The sequence below is a fragment of the Paenibacillus sp. RU5M genome (assembly GCF_900221055.1).
Lineage (GTDB): Bacteria > Bacillota > Bacilli > Paenibacillales > Paenibacillaceae > Paenibacillus > Paenibacillus marchantiae.
The window spans coordinates 861,819-881,251 of the sequence record NZ_OBQM01000002.1 but is presented as its reverse complement, the minus strand read 5'-3'; the positions used below and the strand labels follow the sequence as shown (position 1 = coordinate 881,251).

The following is a 19,433-nucleotide window of genomic DNA, read 5'->3' as shown; positions in this document are numbered from 1 at the left end:
GATGGATGAGACATGGCAGAACAACGTACTCGCTTGGGCAAAACCGATCTGATTGTTAACCCGATTGGATTGGGGGCTAATGCAGTAGGAGGACATAACATCTATCCGAATATGCTGAATGATGAGACAGGTAAGGATGTCGTTCGTACAGCTTTGAAACAGGGCATTAACTTTTTGGATACTGCTTTCATCTATGGACCTGAGCATTCAGAACGCTTAATTGGTGAAGTGCTGAAAGAAACGGGTCAGCGTCAAGATACTATCATAGCAACGAAAGCTGCACATAAATTCGTGGATGGTAACGTAGTCTTTGATAACTCGCCTGCTTTCCTCAAAACCTCTGTAGATGAGGCATTGAAACGCTTGCAGACAGATTATATTGACTTGTTCTATATTCATTTCCCGGATGAACTTACACCGAAGGATGAGGCTGTAGGTGCGCTGAAACGTTTGAAGGACGAAGGTAAAATCCGTGCCATCGGAGTTTCCAATTTCTCCATTGATCAGCTGCGTGAGGCAAATCGGAATGGAGATGTGGATGTGCTGCAGTCTGAATATAATTTGTTCAAAAGAGAAGCGGAGAAGGAATTGCTGCCTTATACGGCAGAGCATGATATTTCTTTTGTACCATACTTCCCTCTGGCAGCAGGTCTGCTGGGTGGCAAATATAATCGTGATACAACCTTCCAGGATGGACGGGCGAAGAACCCGTTATTCACTGGAGAAGCCTTTATTCAGAATCTGGATAAGGTGGAACAACTACGTAGCATTGCACAGTCCAAGGACACTGAAGTCGCCCATCTCGTTCTGGCCTGGTACCTGACTCAGCCGTCCATTGATGCGCTCATTCCTGGTGCCAAGAAACCAGAGCAGGTCATCAACAATCTGAAAACACTGGATGTTGAGCTCACAGCTGAGGAAATTGCAGTCATTGATCAAATATTTCGTTAAATAGTTCTGGTGAATCGGGAAATGCTAACAGGGAGTTTACGTTTGAAGATAAAGAGAGGACATAAACATGAACCTGAAGGCAGCCCGATGCATCGGATTGTGTACGCTGGTTTTTTTGCTTGGCAGCAGTTCTGCCTACGCCAAACCTGTGCAGAAGAACCGACAGTATTATGAGGAACGGGGAGAGATTGTGTGGGAGGTTCCCACACATGACAAACTCATCGCACTGACCTTTGATGATGGGCCAGATCCGGTCCAGACTCCGCAAATTCTGGCTTTACTCGAGCAGTACCAGGCCAAAGGCACTTTTTTTGTGCTTGGCAAATGGGCGGAAAAGTTTCCTGACCTGATTAAACAGGAGCAGCGGGAAGGACATGAAATCGCCAATCATACGTATGCACATACGTACGCGGTCAGGTCAACAAGGGCGGATAAATACAGCCATGAAATGAACATAGCGGAGAAATCCATTGTTGGAGCAGGGGCGCAGCGTCCGACGTTGTTTAGACCCCCGGGAGGCTATTACAATGACATGGTCATTCAGGTCGCCAAGCAGCAAGGCTATACGATTGTGCTATGGTCCTGGCATCAGGACACACGTGATTGGGCTTCACCAGGCGTATCAGCCATTGTGAACAAAGTGCTGAAGAACGCACGTAACGGGGACATTGTTCTGTTTCATGACAAGGTGGAGGGCAAGTCCCAGACGGTTGCTGCGTTAAAAACGATTCTGCCCAAGTTGCAGGAACAAGGTTATCGTTTTGTAACTGTATCGGAACTGCTTGCCGTTAAGGCGAGAGAGGCTGCAAAGGATGACAATCCATCCTTACCACAGCATCCATAGTACAAGCCAAAAACCGCACGTCTCTGGATTGAAGAGACGTGCGGTTTTTTATTGTTTCCTTTTATTTAAAAAGGGTAGGTATAGGTTGCCCAAGGCCATTTTAGCGTTCAGGCTTGACTTTACGAGGACGGGAGCGAGCCCGCCGCAGGAATAATGAGAGAAACAGACCAATGATTGAAATCCAGGTCGCTACAATGAAAGCATCATTAATGCCTTCAATCGTTGACGTCTGAACAGCGATACCATAGAGCTGCTGTAATGCAAGGCTTGAACCTTGCTCAGGCGGCATTCCAGCCGCAGTAGCCATCTGCGTGCCGAGTATACCCACTTGTTCTGTCAGTGCGACATTGGTTGTGGTCACGGTGTTGCTGTAATCCGCCAAATGAATACCTGCACGTGTCGCCATCACGGTGATGAGCAGGGCGGTCCCGATCGAACCAGCGACCTGTCTGACCGTATTGGACATGGCCGTACCATGACTGGTGAGATGAGGCGGCAATTGATTTAACCCCTCTGTCTGTACAGACATCATCAGCATGGACATGCCGAAGCTACGAAACGTGTATAGCATCATGATGTGACCATAAGGCGTCTCCCCCGTCAACTTACTAAACTCAAAGGTGGTGATGGCGGTAATGATCAAACCGACAATGGCTAGGGGGCGAGAGCCAATCCGGTCAAACAGCGCTCCTGAGATGGGAGACATGACGCCCATTAGCAATGCACCAGGCAGCAGCAACAACCCGGATTGCAGAGGAGAGAATCCCCTTATATTTTGCAGATAGATCGGTAACAGCAGCATCCCGCCAAAGAGTGCCATATTAATCGTTGCACTGACTAGCGTCGAGATGGTGAAGATGTCGTATTTGAATACACGAAATTCCAGCAGGGGGTTCTTCATAGCCGTTTCTCGGAGAACAAAGAAGACGATGAAGAGCACTCCGATAATGAGTGTCAACAGCACTGTCGCGCTGGTCCAGCCTTTATCTCCGGCAGAGCTAAATCCATATAACAGAAAGCCGAAACCGATGGTGGAGAATAATGCGCCAAAACCATCAAATTTCGGCGAAGTAAGCTTGGACACATTTCTCAGCCAAATGAAGGCAAACAAAATATCAAGCAAGGCAAGCGGAATGACCATATAGAACAGAATGCGCCATGTATAATGTTCCACGATCCATCCAGATAATGTCGGGCCAATGGCCGGAGCAAACATCATGGCAATACCCATCGTACCCATGGCGGTTCCCCGTTTCTCTGGAGGAAACACAGTCAGAAATACGTTCATAACCAAAGGCATAATAATACCGGCCCCACTGGCTTGTACGATACGACCGATGAGCATGACCGTAAATCCAGGACTGATGGCACAGATCAATGAACCTAACGTAAACAACAGCATCGCAGTCACGAACAATTTGCGGGTTCCGAACGACTCGATCAAGTAGGCGGTAATCGGAATGAGTACCCCGTTCACCAGCAAATAAGCTGTGGACAGCCACTGCACGGTCGTTGCTGAGACGTTAAAGTCATTCATCAGATGGGGGATGGCTACATTGAGCAAAGTTTGGTTCAGAATGGCGATAAATGCGCCAAGTAGCAAGACAGCGATGGTTTTTCCAAGTGGCAGTTGGTTTTTTTGATTATCCATCAGCAGCCTTAGATATGAACGCGCACGGTAGCGCTCATGCCGGGAACCACACCCAGTCCTTTATATCCTTCGATTGTAATGATGATCGGGATGACTTGTGTTACTTTGGTGTAATTCGCATTGGTATTGGACGACGGCAGTAGTGAAAAGGAGGACGCAGTGGCAAGTCCGATCTGGTCTACTTTGCCAGTCAATGTGGTGTCTGGAAATGCATCGACATATACATCGACGATCTGACCTGCTTTAATTTTATCAATCGCGGTCTCGTCTACATTGGCCGTCACGTACAGGTTATTGAAATCATAGGCCCGTGCGAGGGGCGTACCTGCAGATACTAGTGAATTTTCGACGGCGGTCTGTTGTACAATGGTCCCATCAACAGGCATCGTCACGGATGTTGATTTTCCCGCAGCGGTGACGGTGGCAACAGTATCGCCTGCATTAAATGTTGTACCTACCTTGCCTTTCCAGGATCGAAGTTCACCGCCTACTGCGGAAGCCACGGAGATAGGCTGCCCGGTAACAAGCGCATTATCGGTTTTAACGTAGCTGGTGGATTGGTTGTAATAGTAGATCCCGGCAGCCCCGGCCCCCAAAATCACCAGTATAACAATGATATTGATCAAAATGGCACGTGAATTCATGCTGATCATTCCTCCTCGATTCGGTTTTCTGTAAACCTTCTCTTTGATTGGTGCTGAAAGTCTTCTGCTGACAATCCTGTTTGGAGCATTCCCGCTACTTTGTCGCTCTATACGAAACAAGGTGAAATATTATTCGCAGAATAGGGCACCAATATATTGATTAAGGCTGCCTACAGGCGGATGATAAGGAGGATGCTCATATGTTGATCATTTTGGTGGTAATTGTTGTTATTGGGGTTGTGTTTCTGATGATTTATAACTCCAGATCGTCTCGCAAGGCTGCAGAAGCACGAGCTTCCAAAATAACAGAGATGGATGAAGGGCCTGTCCTGCTGCATGAAGAAGATCGAGCCCGGAAGGAAGACAGAATTTACGAACAGGCAGAGCATAAAGAAGTTTTGGAACATGAGGATCGTAGGCAAACAGAAATTCATCAGATGGATTCTACATCGGAAGTGACCCCTTCACCTCAGAAAAGAGAGACGCAGACTACAGATGGTGATCAAGCTTATCGCCAAGCATTGCTTCATTTCCGTAAACCTGCCGAAGTGGAAGACGAAACGGTGCTGACGGAGACAAAAGAACCTGAAAAGAGTGCAGATGAAGTCTATCGATCGGCTCTGAAAGTGATGAAAAGCAAATCTTCTGATCCCTCTTCAAAGCGGAAATAACAGTTCAGTTATGTTTTTGAACATTGGTCATGGCTTTCGTTTTCAATCCAAAACGTCTACAATAGATGAAGCTTTGTAAATTATGGCTACATGACATGGAATACGTTGATGAGGAGAGGGAAACCCATGAATGGACAACAACGAGTAAATATCAAACCGGGTCTTGAAGTGGATATCGTGCTCAAGCAAGATCAGCCGACAGGCAAACTGACACGCGGTATCGTGAAGGATTTGTTGACCAAATCGCCCACACACCCGCATGGGATCAAAGTACGTTTGACCAGTGGACAGGTGGGTCGAGTGAAACAAGTCGTTACAGGAGCGTCAGAATGAACCGCTACCCGAGGGTGTGACATGATTACAACTACGGATGTAATGGCACATTTGGCCTCGGGGAACGAGCGTCAGCAGGATGCATATAAGGTGTTGCAATCCAGTGGATTGTTAAGCATATTGGCAGCTTATCAGCCTTATCCGGCTGGAACAGTGCCGATTGATATTGATATTCCTGGAAGTGATCTTGATCTATTATGTGAGGCAGCGGATCTCGAGGCGTTCCAAACATTGGTGCACCAACAACTGGGCGGAATGCAGGGTTTTCGATGCGACAGGGGGGATGGCCGTGCTGGCCAGCGTCCTTATGTGACCTGTAGTGTGGAAATTGGAAACTGGCCTGTAGAGATTTTCGCTCAGTCCCTATCTGTACGCAGGCAGAATGCTTATATTCACATGCTGGTAGAGTGGGGATTGTTGCAACTCTGGGGTGCAGCAGGACATCGGGAAATTCGCAAACTGAAGCTGGAAGGCTTGAAGACGGAGCCTGCATTCGCTACTGTATTAGGACTTCAGGGAGACCCGTATGAGGAAATGCTTCATCTGGCCGCAATGAGTAAGGATGAGCTTTGGCAATGGGCCCGCTTGCGCACGTCTTTTCAGTTCGAATAGCACGGTTAAGTAATCAGATTAGAAAGATAGCAACGATAGTAGTAACTGTTAATCCCAGCAGTACCGGTTTCAGATTGCGTCGTGCCAGTTCAAATGGACTGACTCCACAGATGGCAGCAGCTGGAATTAAGGCCCATGGAATTAAGGTCCCACCGCCTACCCATATGGCGGCGACCTGACCCAGTGCCGTCAATACAGGTGCGGAATCTGCCGAGCCTGCAAACATGGACGCAATGGAGCCGACCAGGGATATTCCAGAGAACCCCGAACCATCCATTCCCGTGACCGCTCCGGTCACAGTCATCGTTATAGCACCTACCGTATTATTCAATGGCACTAGCCCTGCAAGAGCAACCCCTAAATCATTCACAATCCCGTGTGATCCAGCAGGCAGCGGGTTGTTGAACAGTTCTGTGATCGCGGCATCCCCAAGATAAAAGAAAGCGGCAATCGGGATAACAGGACCAAACACCTTGAATCCGAACTGAAATCCTTCAATTAAATAGTTTGTTGTTTCTTCCGGACCTGTATGACGATGCGCGGCAAGTGATACGGCAATCAGAATGAGCACGGCCGTTCCACCAATTAGTGCTGTGGCATCACCGCCTTGTAATTTAAGTAAAAACATCAGAATGACATCGACTAAGAATAACAATGGGATGATCAGAGCGAATACCTTTTGCAAACGTGGGGGCATTGCTTGACGTTGAACGGCTGGCTCCTCGGAGATCGGCGCAGAGTCTGACGAAGGTGGATGAACGGTTACTGCTTCACCAGAGATCGGATCACTGAGTTTAACGGGGGAACCTGACTTCATCTCCTTGCGCAGCATCCAGAATGCCGTTACGGTAGACACCGTCCCCATCACTATGACAAGTGGGATACTTGCAGTCATAACAGCGGTAACGGGAAGGCCAGCTGCATCAGCTGTCAGTTTGGGTGCCCCTTGGATAATGTAATCCCCTGATAAGGCAATGCCGTGACCGAACAGATTCATGGCAATGGCAGCGCCGATGGGAGGAAGTCCGACTCGTACTGCTACCGGAAGAAGTACAGCTCCAACCAGGGCAACGGCAGGAGAGGGCCAGAAAAACAATGATACGATCATCATAATGAATCCAATTCCCCAATAGGCGACCTGTGGAGAACGGATGAACCGGGTGAGTGGTGTCACCATGACTTCATTGATCCCCGTCCGGATTAATACCCGGCTCATGGCGACAATGATCGAGATGATAAAAATGGTGCTGAGCAGCTCCTTGGCTGCGTAGATAAAACTGCTGAAGATTCCGGAAACTGATCCGCTTAATGTTTCAGTCGCCAGGAGTCCAATGGTCATGATACCTGCGACACAAATGATGGTTGTGTCTCTACGCCGAACCATGACGGCGATAATCAAGACGATAAAAGCCAGATATACATAATGCAATGGGACGAGTTGTATATTCATCGGACATGCCTCCTTACATCCTTGATGTCAATCCAAGGAGTGATATATCGTATGCATGTCATCACCGGGCGTTCGTGGAGTGTGGAGCAGGATTTTTTTTACAGATGGAGAACTAATTAGAGCATGGACCCTCGAACACGTACTGTAAGCCAAGAGCAAGTCACCAGAATTGACACTGACAGGTCACGGAACCACATAGACAGATGCAAGCAAGTATGACTACAATAAACATGCCATTATAAGGAAGAAGATGGAAGAAATACAGTGGTAGAGCATCAAAAAAACAGGAGAAATCGCTTGATCTTGATAGCGGTTACAACAATGTGCAAAAGAACTGAAATCTAGATTAAACAAAAGGGCGGGAATTCATGAATTTCATCCGTTCACTGCGCTTTAAGTTTATTGTGGGTCTGACATTGATCATGCTGCCACTATTCATGCTGCTATATTACAACAACGTATATGCCATGAAAGTTGTACGTGATCAAGTGTCTCTCACCAATATGAATCATCTTGCAAAGAGTGTGGAGCAGAACGAGCGTGTGCTGCAGGAGACCAATCGGTATTTATACAGTCTGGGCGAGCGAGACCCGGACATTATTTCCCTGTTTTTTCTCAAATACGGCAGCGGCGATTATATTATTGCGAAACAGCGTATTATGAACAAATTCATGACCGATATCGGATTTTATAATCTGATCGATTCATTTTTTCTGTACGATGCCGTGAATGATGATCTGTTACTCGCTACCTCAGGCAATTATGATGTCAAAATGTCGATTGTGCAGGAGAGCATGCCGGTCCAGATGCAGCAGCTGGAGGGGGAAATCCAGAAGCCAGAGTGGAGCATCGTTCGGGGAGGCACTTGGAATGCCTTGGTCAAAACGGTGCGGATCAACGCCCAGTTCTATGCGGGAGCGCTGGTGGACATGAATGCACTGAATCACCCCGAGCAATTTACGGAGTCCGGTGACCGGGGAGGTGCAGTCATCTTGGGAGCAGATGGCGGGGCACTGTCCGATTCAGCCCTGAACTCCGCACAAATCAAATTGGCCGCAGCCCATATCACGGGATTAAATAATCCCTACCAGGTGATCTCTGAAGTAACGTCCACAGGCAGTGCACGTCAGTATCTGATGCTTGGCATTGCCTCAGCCATGTCTGAGATGAATTATATTGTCCTGCTTCCCGAGGAGGATATGATGCGAAACCTGCCATTTTTTCAGCAGATCATTCGCCTGCTTCCGATTGGTGCAGCAGTCATCCTAATAACAGCTATGATTTTTCTCAGGCAGCTCCTGTTCCGTCCGATGAATGTGCTCATACGTGGGATGAGGAGGGTCAGCCGAGGAGAACTTGATGTGAGGCTTGAGACGCCGGCTTCATCTGAACTGGAGTTTGTCACACACAGCTTCAATCAGATGACAAGTGAGATCCAGCATCTGAAGATAGATGTGTATGAGGAACAATTGCGCACAAGAGAAGCAGAGTTTAAACAATTGCAGATGCAGATTAATCCTCACTTTTACCTGAATTCATTGAATATCATTCATAGCCTGGCTTCGTTGCAAAAGCATGAGCTGGTGCAGCAGATGGCGGGGCATCTGGCAGATTATTTCAGGTTCAGCCTGCGTGCAGGCAAACGTGTTATTCGATTGGATGAAGAATTGGAACATATCAGTCATTATTTGGAGATCCAGAAGCTGCGGTTTCCAAACAAGCTGGATTTCGTTCTGGATGTCGGACCGGATCTGGGGCATTATGTGCTGCCGCCTTTAACGATTCAGCCTTTTGTGGAGAACGCCATTATTCATGGCTTCCAGCGGCGCAAAGAGCCTTTTGTTATTTGCATAAGAGCATGGAAGTCGAAAACGTTATCTGATCCTGAACCGTCTTCGGTTCTTCAACTTTCAATTACAGATAACGGTGTTGGATTTGAGCAAGACATACTGGAGCGCCTGCAACAGGGGCAATACGCCGAAGATCCGGGTGGACAGCACATTGGCATCTGGAACGTTATTCATCGGCTGCTTGTAAAGTACGGCGAACATGCCGGATTGCAGTTCAGTAATCAGACTGAAGGAGGGGCAGCAGTTCATATTCATATGCCGGCCCAGACGGAAGAAGAAGAAGGGAGAGCCTATGCGGAACCTGTTGATCGTGGATGATGAAGTATACGCCCTGCAAGCGATGGTGGAAGGGGTGGACTGGAGCCTGGCCGGAATTGACCAGGTATTCAGTGCTGGTGATGCGGAAGAAGCGAGAATGCTGATGAGAGCCCATCCCATTGATATTATGATCTGTGATATTGAGATGCCGGGTGAAACGGGACTGGATCTGCAGAGCTGGGTGTTAAAGCATGATCCCGGCATGCAGACGATTTTTCTTACAGGTCATGCCCTGTTCGATTATGCCCAGACGGCAATCAAGCTGAACAGCTTCGATTATGTGCTGAAGCCTGCTCCCGCAGACCAGCTGCTCAAGGTTGTGAGCCAGGCAATGGACAAAATCAAGGATGACGAGAAGCGTTCCCGCACCAATGAAGTATATGAGACGGTGTACAAACGCTGGCAAACGCATAAACCACTGTTGATCGAGCGTTTCTGGAAAGACGCCATCTCACAGCGCGTAACCTTAACCCAGCAAAAGCTGCAGGAGCTGGCCGAGGTCTATGGAGCCGAGATTGATCCGCACGTGTGCGTGTTGCCGATTGTCATTTCCGTCGAAGAATGGGTGCGAGACTTCGATCTGCGTGACGAGGAGGTGCTGGAATATGCGCTCCGCAATGCTGCCAAGGAAATGCTGCTTGGTGACAAACCTGGGGAAGTGTTTCAGGATCACAGTGGACTAAATATTGTGCTTGCATACGAACAGGACGGTATCATACCTACGGCGAGTGAAATGGCACAAGGATGTCAGAGTTATATTCAGGAGTGCGGTACCTACTTTTATTGCCGATTGTCCTGTTACGTCGGAGTCCCGGTAGCAGTTACAGATTTACAGGGGATGCTGAATGAGCTGATGGACATGGAGCGTCGCAATATCAACGAGCTTGAAGGGGTCTTTATCTATGACGAGGTGGGCCGAGATACGGAGGATCGTTTTCTGCCAATACCGTGGTTCTCCGAGCTGTCCATCCTGTTCGAAACGGGAAAGTTTGACGACCTGCGCGAGCGTGTGGACGAAATCTTTGAATTACTGGCTTCACAGGAGCGTTTGTCACCGGAAATTCTGCGCTTGTATTATCATGCGATGCTGCATGTAATCTACCCGTTGCTGCATCAGAAAAATGTATCTGTACGCAGCCTGTATCCCGGAGAACGGGAGCCGGAAGAAAACGTTGTGACACGTTCGCTGCCCCAACTGAAACAGTGGACATCAGATCTAATTAGTCGTGCCATCCCGGTATTGTATCCGGACGATCACAGTCCAATGACGATTGTGGACCAGTTATGCATTTACATTGAAAATCATATTGGTGAAGAGCTGATGCGAGAAGAACTTGCATCCTTTGCCGGATTTAATCCGGCCTATCTATCCCGCCTTTTTCGTAAAGAAAAAGGCATGTCGCTTTCCGAATTTATTCTCCAGCGCAGAGTAGCCAAAGCGAAGACATTATTGTCCCAGTCTACTGTGAAAGTGACGGATATCGCAGGCAAGGTCGGTTACTACAATTACTCTCATTTTACGAAAATGTTCAAAAAGTGCACGGGCATTACCCCACAGGAGTTTCGCAAACAGTCTCGAACGGTACAGATTTGACGCAGCATGCTGCGTCTTTTGTTTTTTTGTGCCCTAAAGTCATAATTTGATCAGTGAACAGGTCACCACAGCAGATATTGGTCCTGAACGCCCCGCCGTATACTTGAACCACAGGAGACACAGCGGTGTTTCATCCTGAGGATGAAATTCAAGAGGAGTGAGGGAGAACAAGTTATGAAGACACAACCCCAGGCGGGTAAGGCAGCACGTCTATCGGATGGAAGGGACATATCGGTTCGAAAACGAAAGTCTGTCCTGTACAATCTAGGTAAATTCAAGGTTTTGTATCTCATGTTTGTGCCAGGCATTCTGTTTCTGCTGGTGAACAACTATATGCCGATGTTCGGCGTTCTGATTGCATTCAAAAATGTAAACTATGCCGACGGTATTTGGGGCAGTCCGTGGAGCGGCTGGGATAATTTCAAGTATTTATTCTCCACCAGCGATGCTTGGGAGATCACACGTAATACGCTCGCCTATAACACCGTATTTATTGCTCTGAATTTATTTGTAGGTGTAGGGCTTGCGATTTTGTTGAATGAAGTGAAAAACAAGGCGATGTCCAAATTGTATCAGTCACTCATGCTGCTTCCGTATTTTCTGTCGATGATTGTAGTCAGCTATCTGGTGCTCGCGTTTCTCGGCAAGGATTCGGGTTTCATGAACTCAACGATTCTTCAGCTCTTTGGCGGACAACCCATTGACTGGTATTCGGAGCCCAAGTATTGGCCGTACATTTTGCCACTGGTGAACACATGGAAGAATATCGGTTATTATGCCGTCATTTATCTGGCAGCAGTGGTAGGCATCGATGAGGAATATTATGAAGCAGCCGTGCTGGATGGCGCGAGCAAGTGGCATCAGATTCGCTTCATTACCGTTCCGTTTCTCGTACCGCTGATCGTGATTATGACATTGCTGCAGATCGGTCGTATTTTCTACGCGGATTTCAGTCTGTTCTACCAGGTTCCGCTGGAATCGGGCGCATTGTTCCCGGTTACGAACGTTCTGGATACTTATGTGTACCGAACCTTCCTTATTGGAGGCGATATCGGGATGTCCTCGGCAGCCGGGCTGTATCAGGCTGTTGTCGGATTTGTACTTGTTCTCGTATCCAATACCATCGTTAGGAGAATGGACAAAGATAATGCATTATTTTGAGAGGAGGCAAGCCAGCTGTGAAATCACGTGATCCATTAGCCGTGTCGCGGCGTTCCGCGTCTATCATACACGCTATGTTTATATTCTATGCCATTGCCTGCATCGTGCCGATCCTGCTTGTCTTCGCGATCTCATTCTCGGACGAGACGACGGTCATTGCGAACGGGTATAAGCTGATTCCGGAGAAGTTTAGCCTGACTGCCTATGAGTTTCTGTTCAAGGACATGGATCAGATCATCCATTCCTATGGCATTTCAATTATCGTAACCGTGATAGGTACAATAACGAGTGTTGCACTGACTGCATTGTACGCATATCCGCTTTCCCGAAGAGATTTGCCGTATCGCGGGTGGTTCGCCTTTTTCATCTTTTTCACCATGCTGTTCAATGGCGGTCTGGTCCCATGGTATCTCGTCTATGTGAACGTACTGGATTTGAAAAACTCGATTCTGGCACTGATCATGCCGTTGCTGTTGTCACCGTTCTTCGTGCTGGTCATGCGTACGTTCTTCGCCAATTCCATTCCGGTATCGATTCTTGAATCGGCACGGATTGATGGAGCGGGTGAATTGAGAACGTTTACACGTATCGTGCTTCCGCTCTCCCTTCCGGTGATGGCGACTGTTGCACTGTTCAGCACATTGAATTACTGGAACGATTGGTATCTCAGCATGATTTTTATATCTGATAACCGGACGATCAGTCTTCAGTACCTTATGTACCGGACGCTGCTCGATATTCAATATTTAACATCCAACTCCAATGTCTCTTCACAGATTTCGTCACAGGGCGGATTGCTGAATCTGCCGAATAAAACACTGCAGATGGCGATGGCTGTAGTCGGTATTGGTCCAATCGTACTGGCATATCCATTCTTCCAGCGGTATTTCATCAAAGGCCTGACCGTAGGCGCAGTGAAGGGGTAACTCCGGCCGGTTAGCGGAGAGGGCAACGGATAATTGAAGATGGACCTGAGAGGGCATATACAAAAAGCAGCGAGTACAGACACGCCGGAGGGCCGGTAAGCGAACGGACTTTTGCAGATTGGGGAACATTGCGAATTGGGGCAATCGGTTGCAGGGTCCAACATATGACGGGAGGGGTTCACTTGGTTAGAACGTTTAAGGTATGGCCGCGTTTCGCGGCAGCAGTTATGGCGCTGAGCCTGGTGCTGGCAGGTTGCTCATCAGACAAAGGCGGAACAACACCGGAAGCACAGGGTGGCGGTGGAGCGGAGACTGGGGGCAAGCCCTATGAAGTGACGTTGTATTATCCAGGGACACCACAGAAAGATGTAGCTCTGGTGGAAGCCGAGATCAACAAAAAGATGGAGCCCAAGATTGGGGCAACACTCAAGATTAATGCGATCGACTGGGGTCAGTGGGATAACAAGCTGAATCTTATGATCTCTTCCGGCGAAAAATCAGACATTATTTTCACAGCGGCTTGGCAAAATTATACGGTCAATGTGGCAAAAGGAGCTTTCTTGCCGCTCAATGATCTGCTTGACAAGTATGGGCAGGATATCAAGAAAAATCTCGATCCAGCCTTTCTGGAAGGTTCTCAGGTGGATGGCGTAAACTATGGCGTTCCTACCAACAAGGAGTTAGCTGCGACGCGTGGTGTACTCGTACGCAAAGATCTGGCTGACAAATACAAGCTCGATCTGACCGCAGTAAAAACATGGGCTGACCTGGAGCCGCTGCTCAAAACAATCAAGGAAAACGAACCAGGCATCACTCCATTCTATATGTCCAATACCAATGGTAACGGGCTGTTAGAAAATCTGGACTGGGATTATCTTGGTGATGCATCCGTTCCAGGCGTCATCTCCAAAACAGCGGGTACAACGACGGTACTGAATGAAGTGGAGACCCCTGAATTCAAGGAAGCGGCTGAGCTTGCACGCAAGTGGTATCAGGCTGGATACATTAACAGTGATGCAGCAACTTCCAATGTATTCCCGAAAGATCAGGCGAAGGCAGGCAAGGCCTTCCTGTGGACCGATGGCATGAAGCCGGGCAAGGATAAGGAAGAAGAAGGGTATGTCGGATATCCACTGACCCAGATCGAGATGACACAGCCTACGATTACAACCGGGGATGCTTCCGGTGCGATGCTGGCGATCTCCCGTTCCTCTGAGCAGCCGGAGAAGGCGATGCAAGTCATTAACCTGCTGCATTCCGACAAAGAAATCAACAACCTGCTCAACTTCGGAATTGAAGGCACACATTATGTGAAGAAAGACGGCCAGGACAACATTATTACCTTGCCGGAAGGTGTAGATGCGAACAGTCGCACATATAATCCTGGTGCACAATGGCAGCTAGGTAACCAGTTCCTGAACTATCTCTGGGATAATGAAGATCCGCAGAAATGGGAAAAGTTCAAGGAGTTTAATGCCAAAGGCGTTAAGTCACCTGCACTGGGCTTTACGTTCAATAGCCAATCCGTCAAAAACGAAATTGCTGCGGTCAACAACGTGAACAAACAGTTCAAACCGGGTATGACCTCGGGTGCAGTAGATCCGAACGAGATGATCCCGAAATATCTGGAGAAGCTGAAAGCCGCAGGTATTGATAAAATCATTGCAGCTAAACAAGAACAGCTCGACGCATTCCTGTCGAAAAAGTAGAATTGAGTTGCAAAACCAAAGACGTTTTCGGTTAAAAACCGGAGCGTCTTTTTTTATTTGGATCGTAAACCATAATAAGGAAATATATGATATAATCAGGTGGTTGATTAGGGGGTGTTCGTGTGTCGAGAACCAGACTTGTGTTCTCTGCGATGTTATTGCTGTTTGGCATCATTTTTACGTTTAAGCATCACCTCGGTTTCTCTGTGGGGGACACGATGTTGTCTGCTATAGGCATGTCGCCTTATACCACATCCTATGTAAGTGGTGTGCATATCACGTTATTTTTTGGAATGGGTATATTAGCGTGCAGCTACTATCTTACACGCAAAGAAATCATGCCATTATATCCGGTTCTGGCCAAACGGCTCTGGCTGATCGTTCTCGCTATTGTTCTCAGTTATTCCTACATGACGGATAAATTGATGTATGTAGCCAAATGGGGGGCGTCCGGTATCAATGGTGTTTCCTATGTCCAAAACGATAGTTCCTGTACCTATGATGTACTGGAAAATGGCATTACACGAGTAAACTGTGACCTGACACTCAAAAATTACACCAGAGAGCCTGTAGCAGCTGTGCTTTTGCCTGACTTGGCCCGCAGTTACAAACACCAGGATGATCCGCTCTATGAATCCCTGCAATCTGTCCAGCTGAAGCCTGTGCATATAGAGATTGAGCCGCATGGAACATTTAAAGGTCAACTGGCGTTTTCCGGTTTGGCTGCCTCCCCGCTGCAAGTCAAAGGAAAGCTAACCGATATTGTAATGGATGTCGCCGTAGATGGAGAGAACACTGTGTTTGACTACGATATTCCATAATGATTTTGCGTTAGCAAGATAGAATGAATACATAAGAAGAGCATTGCGAATTAGAAGAAATTAATCAATATATAGTGTTTAGAAAGGAGCTGGCGATTGCCAGCTCTTTTTTGCGTGGAAGTTGCAATTAGTGCAGAAAAGTTGGTTTTGTCACCTTTATGTATGTATATGGTAACGCTTACGATATATAGAGACTCTCTTTAAAGAGATTAAGTCAGGAATAACAGATGAGCTGTGGAGCGGATTCGCCCAGAAAAAATAGTTTATGTTTAACGCTTTCATCGTTAAAATTAGATTCACTGACAAATGAAGGCAAGGTGAGGTAAGCAGATGTCATACCGGACGAATCTATTTTCCAAAATGGTCATTTTAATTCTAATTATGCTGGTTCCAGTCGTGCTGCTGTACTGGTATTCCAACCATAAAACGACAGCAGTTCTGCGGGATGAACTCAATCGCTCCAACAGTAACCAACTGGAATTTTTTCAAAATCAAGTGAACACACACATCGAGTTGTTATCCTCGTGGCCGAATCTGCTCATCCATGATCCTGATATTGCGAGCTTCCGGCGGATCTACGCCGACAGTAAATATTTCGATCTGGATACGATCAATTTGGTTAAACGTATTCAGAACAAGCTGAGCATCCAGGAGAGTTCATCCAACTGGACAACGAAACTGTACCTCTATTCGCCGACGCTGGGCAGAGTCATCTCTGAAAGAGATGCTGGCTATTATGATCAGCAGACGCTGAGAGGCAACATATCTTCCGGATGGAATGTTCGAAAGACTCAGGAAGGGGAAGATGATAAATTCATCTTCAGCTGGATCACCGTATCTCCGTACGGCATTAGCGATCCCGCAGCCAATGCGCAAACCGTGATTAAGCTAGAATTCGACAGTGACAACATTCGAGATATGTTGGACAAATTCAAGGACGATGGTCGCCATGATCCATTTTATTACCGGGAAGAGACGGGGGTCATCTATAACCGCACCTCGGATCGTGCCCTGACAGGTCAGCTGATGGACAAGCTGGCCATTGATAAGCTTAAGGATGTGGATAACCGGACGGTAGTCATTAACGGCGAGCCTTATATGGTTAATACGGTAAAGTCCAGCACGACCGGCTGGTATCTGGTCGATTACATGCCACTATCGGCTATTCTGAAGCCGATTCATCAATCTAATATACTGTTCTACTCAGCGATGATCTGTCTGCTATTGATGAGCTTTGCCGTAGCCTATCTGTTATATGTACAGGTCCAAGTTCCTGTCAAACAGTTGATTCGTGGATTCCAACGATTGAAGCAGGAGGATTATTCAGTCCGAATTACACCCAAAGGACGCAATGAATTCAGCTTTTTGTCCGAACGATTTAACTCCATGGTGGCGCAGATTCAGCAGTTGTTTGAACACGTGTACCTGGAACAGATTCATGTGCGTGAAGCCCGTCTGAAACAGCTGCAATCGCAGATTAATCCACACTTTTTCTATAATTGTTTCTCATTCATTACGAGCATGGCCAAGCTGAAGCGTGTCGATGCCGTCGTTGCCATGTCGCATAATCTGTCCCGATACTATCGGTATACGACGAGGCAGGAGCGTGATGTGGTACCGCTCACAGAGGAAATTGAGTTCGTCACCTGTTATCTGGAGATTCAGCAGATGCGTATGGACCGAATACGTTTCAAAATTGACTTATCGGAAGACCTCTTAAGGCAAGAGGTGCCTCCTCTAATCGTACAGCCACTGGTGGAAAATGCGGTCATTCATGGAATTGAAGCCGATGCCGAAGCTGGGGAAATACGGGTGTCCGGAGAACAGAGAAATGGCATGATGATTCTTACCGTAGATGACGACGGGCAAGGTATGGATGACTTGGCCCGGCAGATGCTGCTCCACAAACTCACAGGCGGTATGGACCAAGAGATGGGATGTGGGTTGTGGAACGTTAACCAGCGTCTTCAGCTCAGGTATGGGGAGCAGGCGGGAATTAGCGTCACGGAATCACCGCTTGGTGGGCTGCGTGTTACCTTGTCCTGGCCTACTGACGAAAAACATCTTATTGAATAGAAGGATAGAAATAGAGACGCCATATGACCACAGAATTAGAACTATAGAAAGAATGCACTGCATAACGAAGCAGATAGGGAGTGACTGTCTTGATTGATATTTTACTGGTGGATGATGAAACGTATGTAACTGAAAGTCTAGAATTGACCATTCCTTGGGGCGAGCTCGGGGTTACGACGGTTTTGCGTGCAGCATCTGGCAAGGAGGCGCTGCAGATCTTGGAAGAGAATGCAGTGGACCTTGTGGTGACCGATATTCGAATGCCGGGCATGTCCGGGCTGGAACTGGTGGAGGAGGTAAGCAGTCGATGGGCGCATATCCGCTGTATTCTGCTGACCGGGCATAGTGATTTTCAATATGCCAAAAAAGCAATTCAGCTGCAAGCTGCCGATTATATTCTCAAGCCAGTGAACGATGAGGAATTCATGGCTTCGGTCTCCGCTGCCATCACGTCCCTTCGGGATGATTGGGATGAATTTGATAAATACCATCGGTTGTTATATAGCCGGAAGTCAGATTATAAAATTTTGCGGGAGAATCTGATGCACGATTTGTTATTGGGCCGCGAGATTACAGCACGGGCACTGGGTGAACAGCTTGAGAAGTATGAGATTGTGCTTCAGCCGGATCAACCGGCAGTTATGATGCTAATTCGCCTTACAGGCCGGTTCTCGGCAATGGACCAGCAATCACTGGATTTGATGGAGTTTGCGGTTGGCAATATTGCCGAAGAGGTGTTTGGTCCCCAATTCAACGTATGGTTTGGACGAGGTCCTCATGAGAGTTTGGTCATGATGATACAGAATCAGGACTGGACAGAGCCTGCTCAGACCAATGTGGAAGAACTGAAACAGCCAGTTGGAACTTTCCGCGAGCATGTCATTCGATATCTGCAAGGCGATCTATCCATGGTGGTTACTGCACCGTTTCAATTTGCCGATCTGACAACCGCTTATCGTAAAGGTTTGGGATCACTCGTACTATCGGGTCCAGAGGAAAATACAATCATTTACATGGATAAAGAGCTGTCCAAACGACCGGAGAACGATGCGGCTCAAGCGCTTGAAGAGCTCTATAAGCCACCCGTTCTGCCTCAATTGCTTGAAACCAAACAGTGGGAGGCTGCGGCACGTAAACTGAATGCTGTCTTTGATGCAGCGGACCGTGTATGTCTCTCCAGAGAGCATGTATATGAGATGTATTTGTCAGTAACGAATGCTTTTATGTACATTGCGCACAAGCAGGGGCATCTCGTACATGAGATTGATCATGCGGGATTTGATCTGCTATTGGCACATCAGTTGATTCAATCACCTGACAAGCTTCGCCGCTGGGCGACTGAGATGCTTGCCAAGTTGCAGGAGGAGCTGTCGGATCAGGAAGGCGTGCAGAGTCGCAGACACGTCATCAAGCAGGTTCAGGAGATGGTAACCAGAGACGCAGGACAGGATCTATCCGTGAAGATGATCGCAGACAAGGTGTATTTGCATCCCGTTTATTTGTCCAAGATCTACAAAGCCGAGACAGGTGAGGGGCTGGGCGATTATATGATTCGCATGCGGATGGAGCGTGCATTGTATTTGCTCAAAAACACCAACAAAAAGATATACGAGATTACCAGTGAACTTGGGTACCAAAATCCGCAATATTTCAGCAAAATGTTCAAAAAACATTACGGCATGACACCGAATGAATATCGGGATCAGGCATAATTTCAACATCATTCCAATATATAGGTTGCCAAAGGTGCAGAAATCTTGTTTTCGTGACATAGGCTGAAAGACCCGGCAGGCCTATAATGAAAGGGTAACCAAAATGATTA

Annotated in this window: 16 protein-coding genes; 13 read left to right on the top strand and 3 right to left on the bottom strand. The window is 47.5% G+C overall.

The window, feature by feature from the left end; genetic code table 11:
- Positions 1 to 12 precede the first annotated feature (12 nt).
- Complete coding sequence (locus CRO25_RS09880; protein WP_079694811.1) at positions 13 to 951, top strand: aldo/keto reductase; 939 nt, start codon at positions 13 to 15, stop codon at positions 949 to 951.
- Positions 952 to 1,018: 67 nt separating this feature from the next.
- Positions 1,019 to 1,795 (top strand): polysaccharide deacetylase family protein, encoded by a 777-nt coding sequence (locus CRO25_RS09875; protein WP_079694810.1) that lies wholly within the window; start codon positions 1,019 to 1,021, stop codon positions 1,793 to 1,795.
- Positions 1,796 to 1,895: 100 nt separating this feature from the next.
- Here CRO25_RS09875 and CRO25_RS09870 read toward each other — a convergent pair whose 3' ends face one another.
- Together CRO25_RS09870 and CRO25_RS09865 are read right to left on the bottom strand one after the other, a co-directional pair.
- On the bottom strand, positions 1,896 to 3,446 hold the full coding sequence (locus tag CRO25_RS09870) for a DHA2 family efflux MFS transporter permease subunit (RefSeq protein WP_079694809.1): 1,551 nt from the start codon (positions 3,444 to 3,446) through the stop codon (positions 1,896 to 1,898).
- A gap of 8 nt (positions 3,447 to 3,454) precedes the next feature.
- Positions 3,455 to 4,090, bottom strand: a complete 636-nt coding sequence (locus CRO25_RS09865) for an HlyD family efflux transporter periplasmic adaptor subunit (RefSeq protein ID WP_053783698.1) — start codon at positions 4,088 to 4,090, stop codon at positions 3,455 to 3,457.
- Positions 4,091 to 4,290: 200 nt separating this feature from the next.
- On the opposite strand from CRO25_RS09865, the gene CRO25_RS09860 reads away from it, so the two are divergent.
- The 3 genes from CRO25_RS09860 to CRO25_RS09850 all read left to right on the top strand — a co-directional run bounded on the left by CRO25_RS09860 (position 4,291) and on the right by CRO25_RS09850 (position 5,706).
- Entirely contained in the window at positions 4,291 to 4,761 is a 471-nt protein-coding gene (locus tag CRO25_RS09860; protein ID WP_063564739.1) for a hypothetical protein, read from the top strand.
- 126 nt (positions 4,762 to 4,887) lie between these two features.
- The gene (locus CRO25_RS09855; RefSeq protein WP_063564738.1) at positions 4,888 to 5,094 is read left to right on the top strand and encodes a YwbE family protein; all 207 of its coding nucleotides are present in this window, start codon (positions 4,888 to 4,890) and stop codon (positions 5,092 to 5,094) included.
- Positions 5,095 to 5,115: 21 nt separating this feature from the next.
- On the top strand, positions 5,116 to 5,706 hold the full coding sequence (locus CRO25_RS09850; protein WP_063564737.1) for a DUF4269 domain-containing protein: 591 nt from the start codon (positions 5,116 to 5,118) through the stop codon (positions 5,704 to 5,706).
- A gap of 13 nt (positions 5,707 to 5,719) precedes the next feature.
- Here the strand turns inward: CRO25_RS09850 and CRO25_RS09845 are convergent, their stop codons facing one another.
- Positions 5,720 to 7,156, bottom strand: a complete 1,437-nt coding sequence (locus CRO25_RS09845) for a hypothetical protein (protein ID WP_079694808.1) — start codon at positions 7,154 to 7,156, stop codon at positions 5,720 to 5,722.
- Between the two features lie 368 nt (positions 7,157 to 7,524).
- On the opposite strand from CRO25_RS09845, the gene CRO25_RS09840 reads away from it, so the two are divergent.
- The 8 genes from CRO25_RS09840 to CRO25_RS09805 all read left to right on the top strand — a co-directional run bounded on the left by CRO25_RS09840 (position 7,525) and on the right by CRO25_RS09805 (position 19,323).
- Positions 7,525 to 9,324: a sensor histidine kinase gene (locus tag CRO25_RS09840; protein ID WP_079694807.1), complete on the top strand. Its 1,800-nt coding sequence runs from the start codon at positions 7,525 to 7,527 to the stop codon at positions 9,322 to 9,324.
- Positions 9,299 to 10,918 (top strand): helix-turn-helix domain-containing protein, encoded by a 1,620-nt coding sequence (locus CRO25_RS09835; RefSeq protein ID WP_179132123.1) that lies wholly within the window; start codon positions 9,299 to 9,301, stop codon positions 10,916 to 10,918. The genes CRO25_RS09840 and CRO25_RS09835 overlap by 26 nt, the downstream gene beginning before the upstream one ends.
- A gap of 174 nt (positions 10,919 to 11,092) precedes the next feature.
- The gene (locus CRO25_RS09830; protein ID WP_064639152.1) at positions 11,093 to 12,079 is read left to right on the top strand and encodes a sugar ABC transporter permease; all 987 of its coding nucleotides are present in this window, start codon (positions 11,093 to 11,095) and stop codon (positions 12,077 to 12,079) included.
- 17 nt (positions 12,080 to 12,096) lie between these two features.
- Positions 12,097 to 13,005, top strand: coding sequence for a carbohydrate ABC transporter permease (locus tag CRO25_RS09825; RefSeq protein ID WP_053783705.1), 909 nt, complete (start codon positions 12,097 to 12,099; stop codon positions 13,003 to 13,005).
- A gap of 182 nt (positions 13,006 to 13,187) precedes the next feature.
- Entirely contained in the window at positions 13,188 to 14,714 is a 1,527-nt protein-coding gene (locus CRO25_RS09820) for an ABC transporter substrate-binding protein (protein WP_063564731.1), read from the top strand.
- Between the two features lie 122 nt (positions 14,715 to 14,836).
- Positions 14,837 to 15,535 (top strand): hypothetical protein, encoded by a 699-nt coding sequence (locus CRO25_RS09815; RefSeq protein WP_063564730.1) that lies wholly within the window; start codon positions 14,837 to 14,839, stop codon positions 15,533 to 15,535.
- 330 nt (positions 15,536 to 15,865) lie between these two features.
- Complete coding sequence (locus CRO25_RS09810) at positions 15,866 to 17,611, top strand: sensor histidine kinase (protein WP_072732339.1); 1,746 nt, start codon at positions 15,866 to 15,868, stop codon at positions 17,609 to 17,611.
- A gap of 89 nt (positions 17,612 to 17,700) precedes the next feature.
- Positions 17,701 to 19,323 (top strand): response regulator, encoded by a 1,623-nt coding sequence (locus CRO25_RS09805; protein ID WP_072732340.1) that lies wholly within the window; start codon positions 17,701 to 17,703, stop codon positions 19,321 to 19,323.
- Positions 19,324 to 19,433 lie beyond the last annotated feature (110 nt).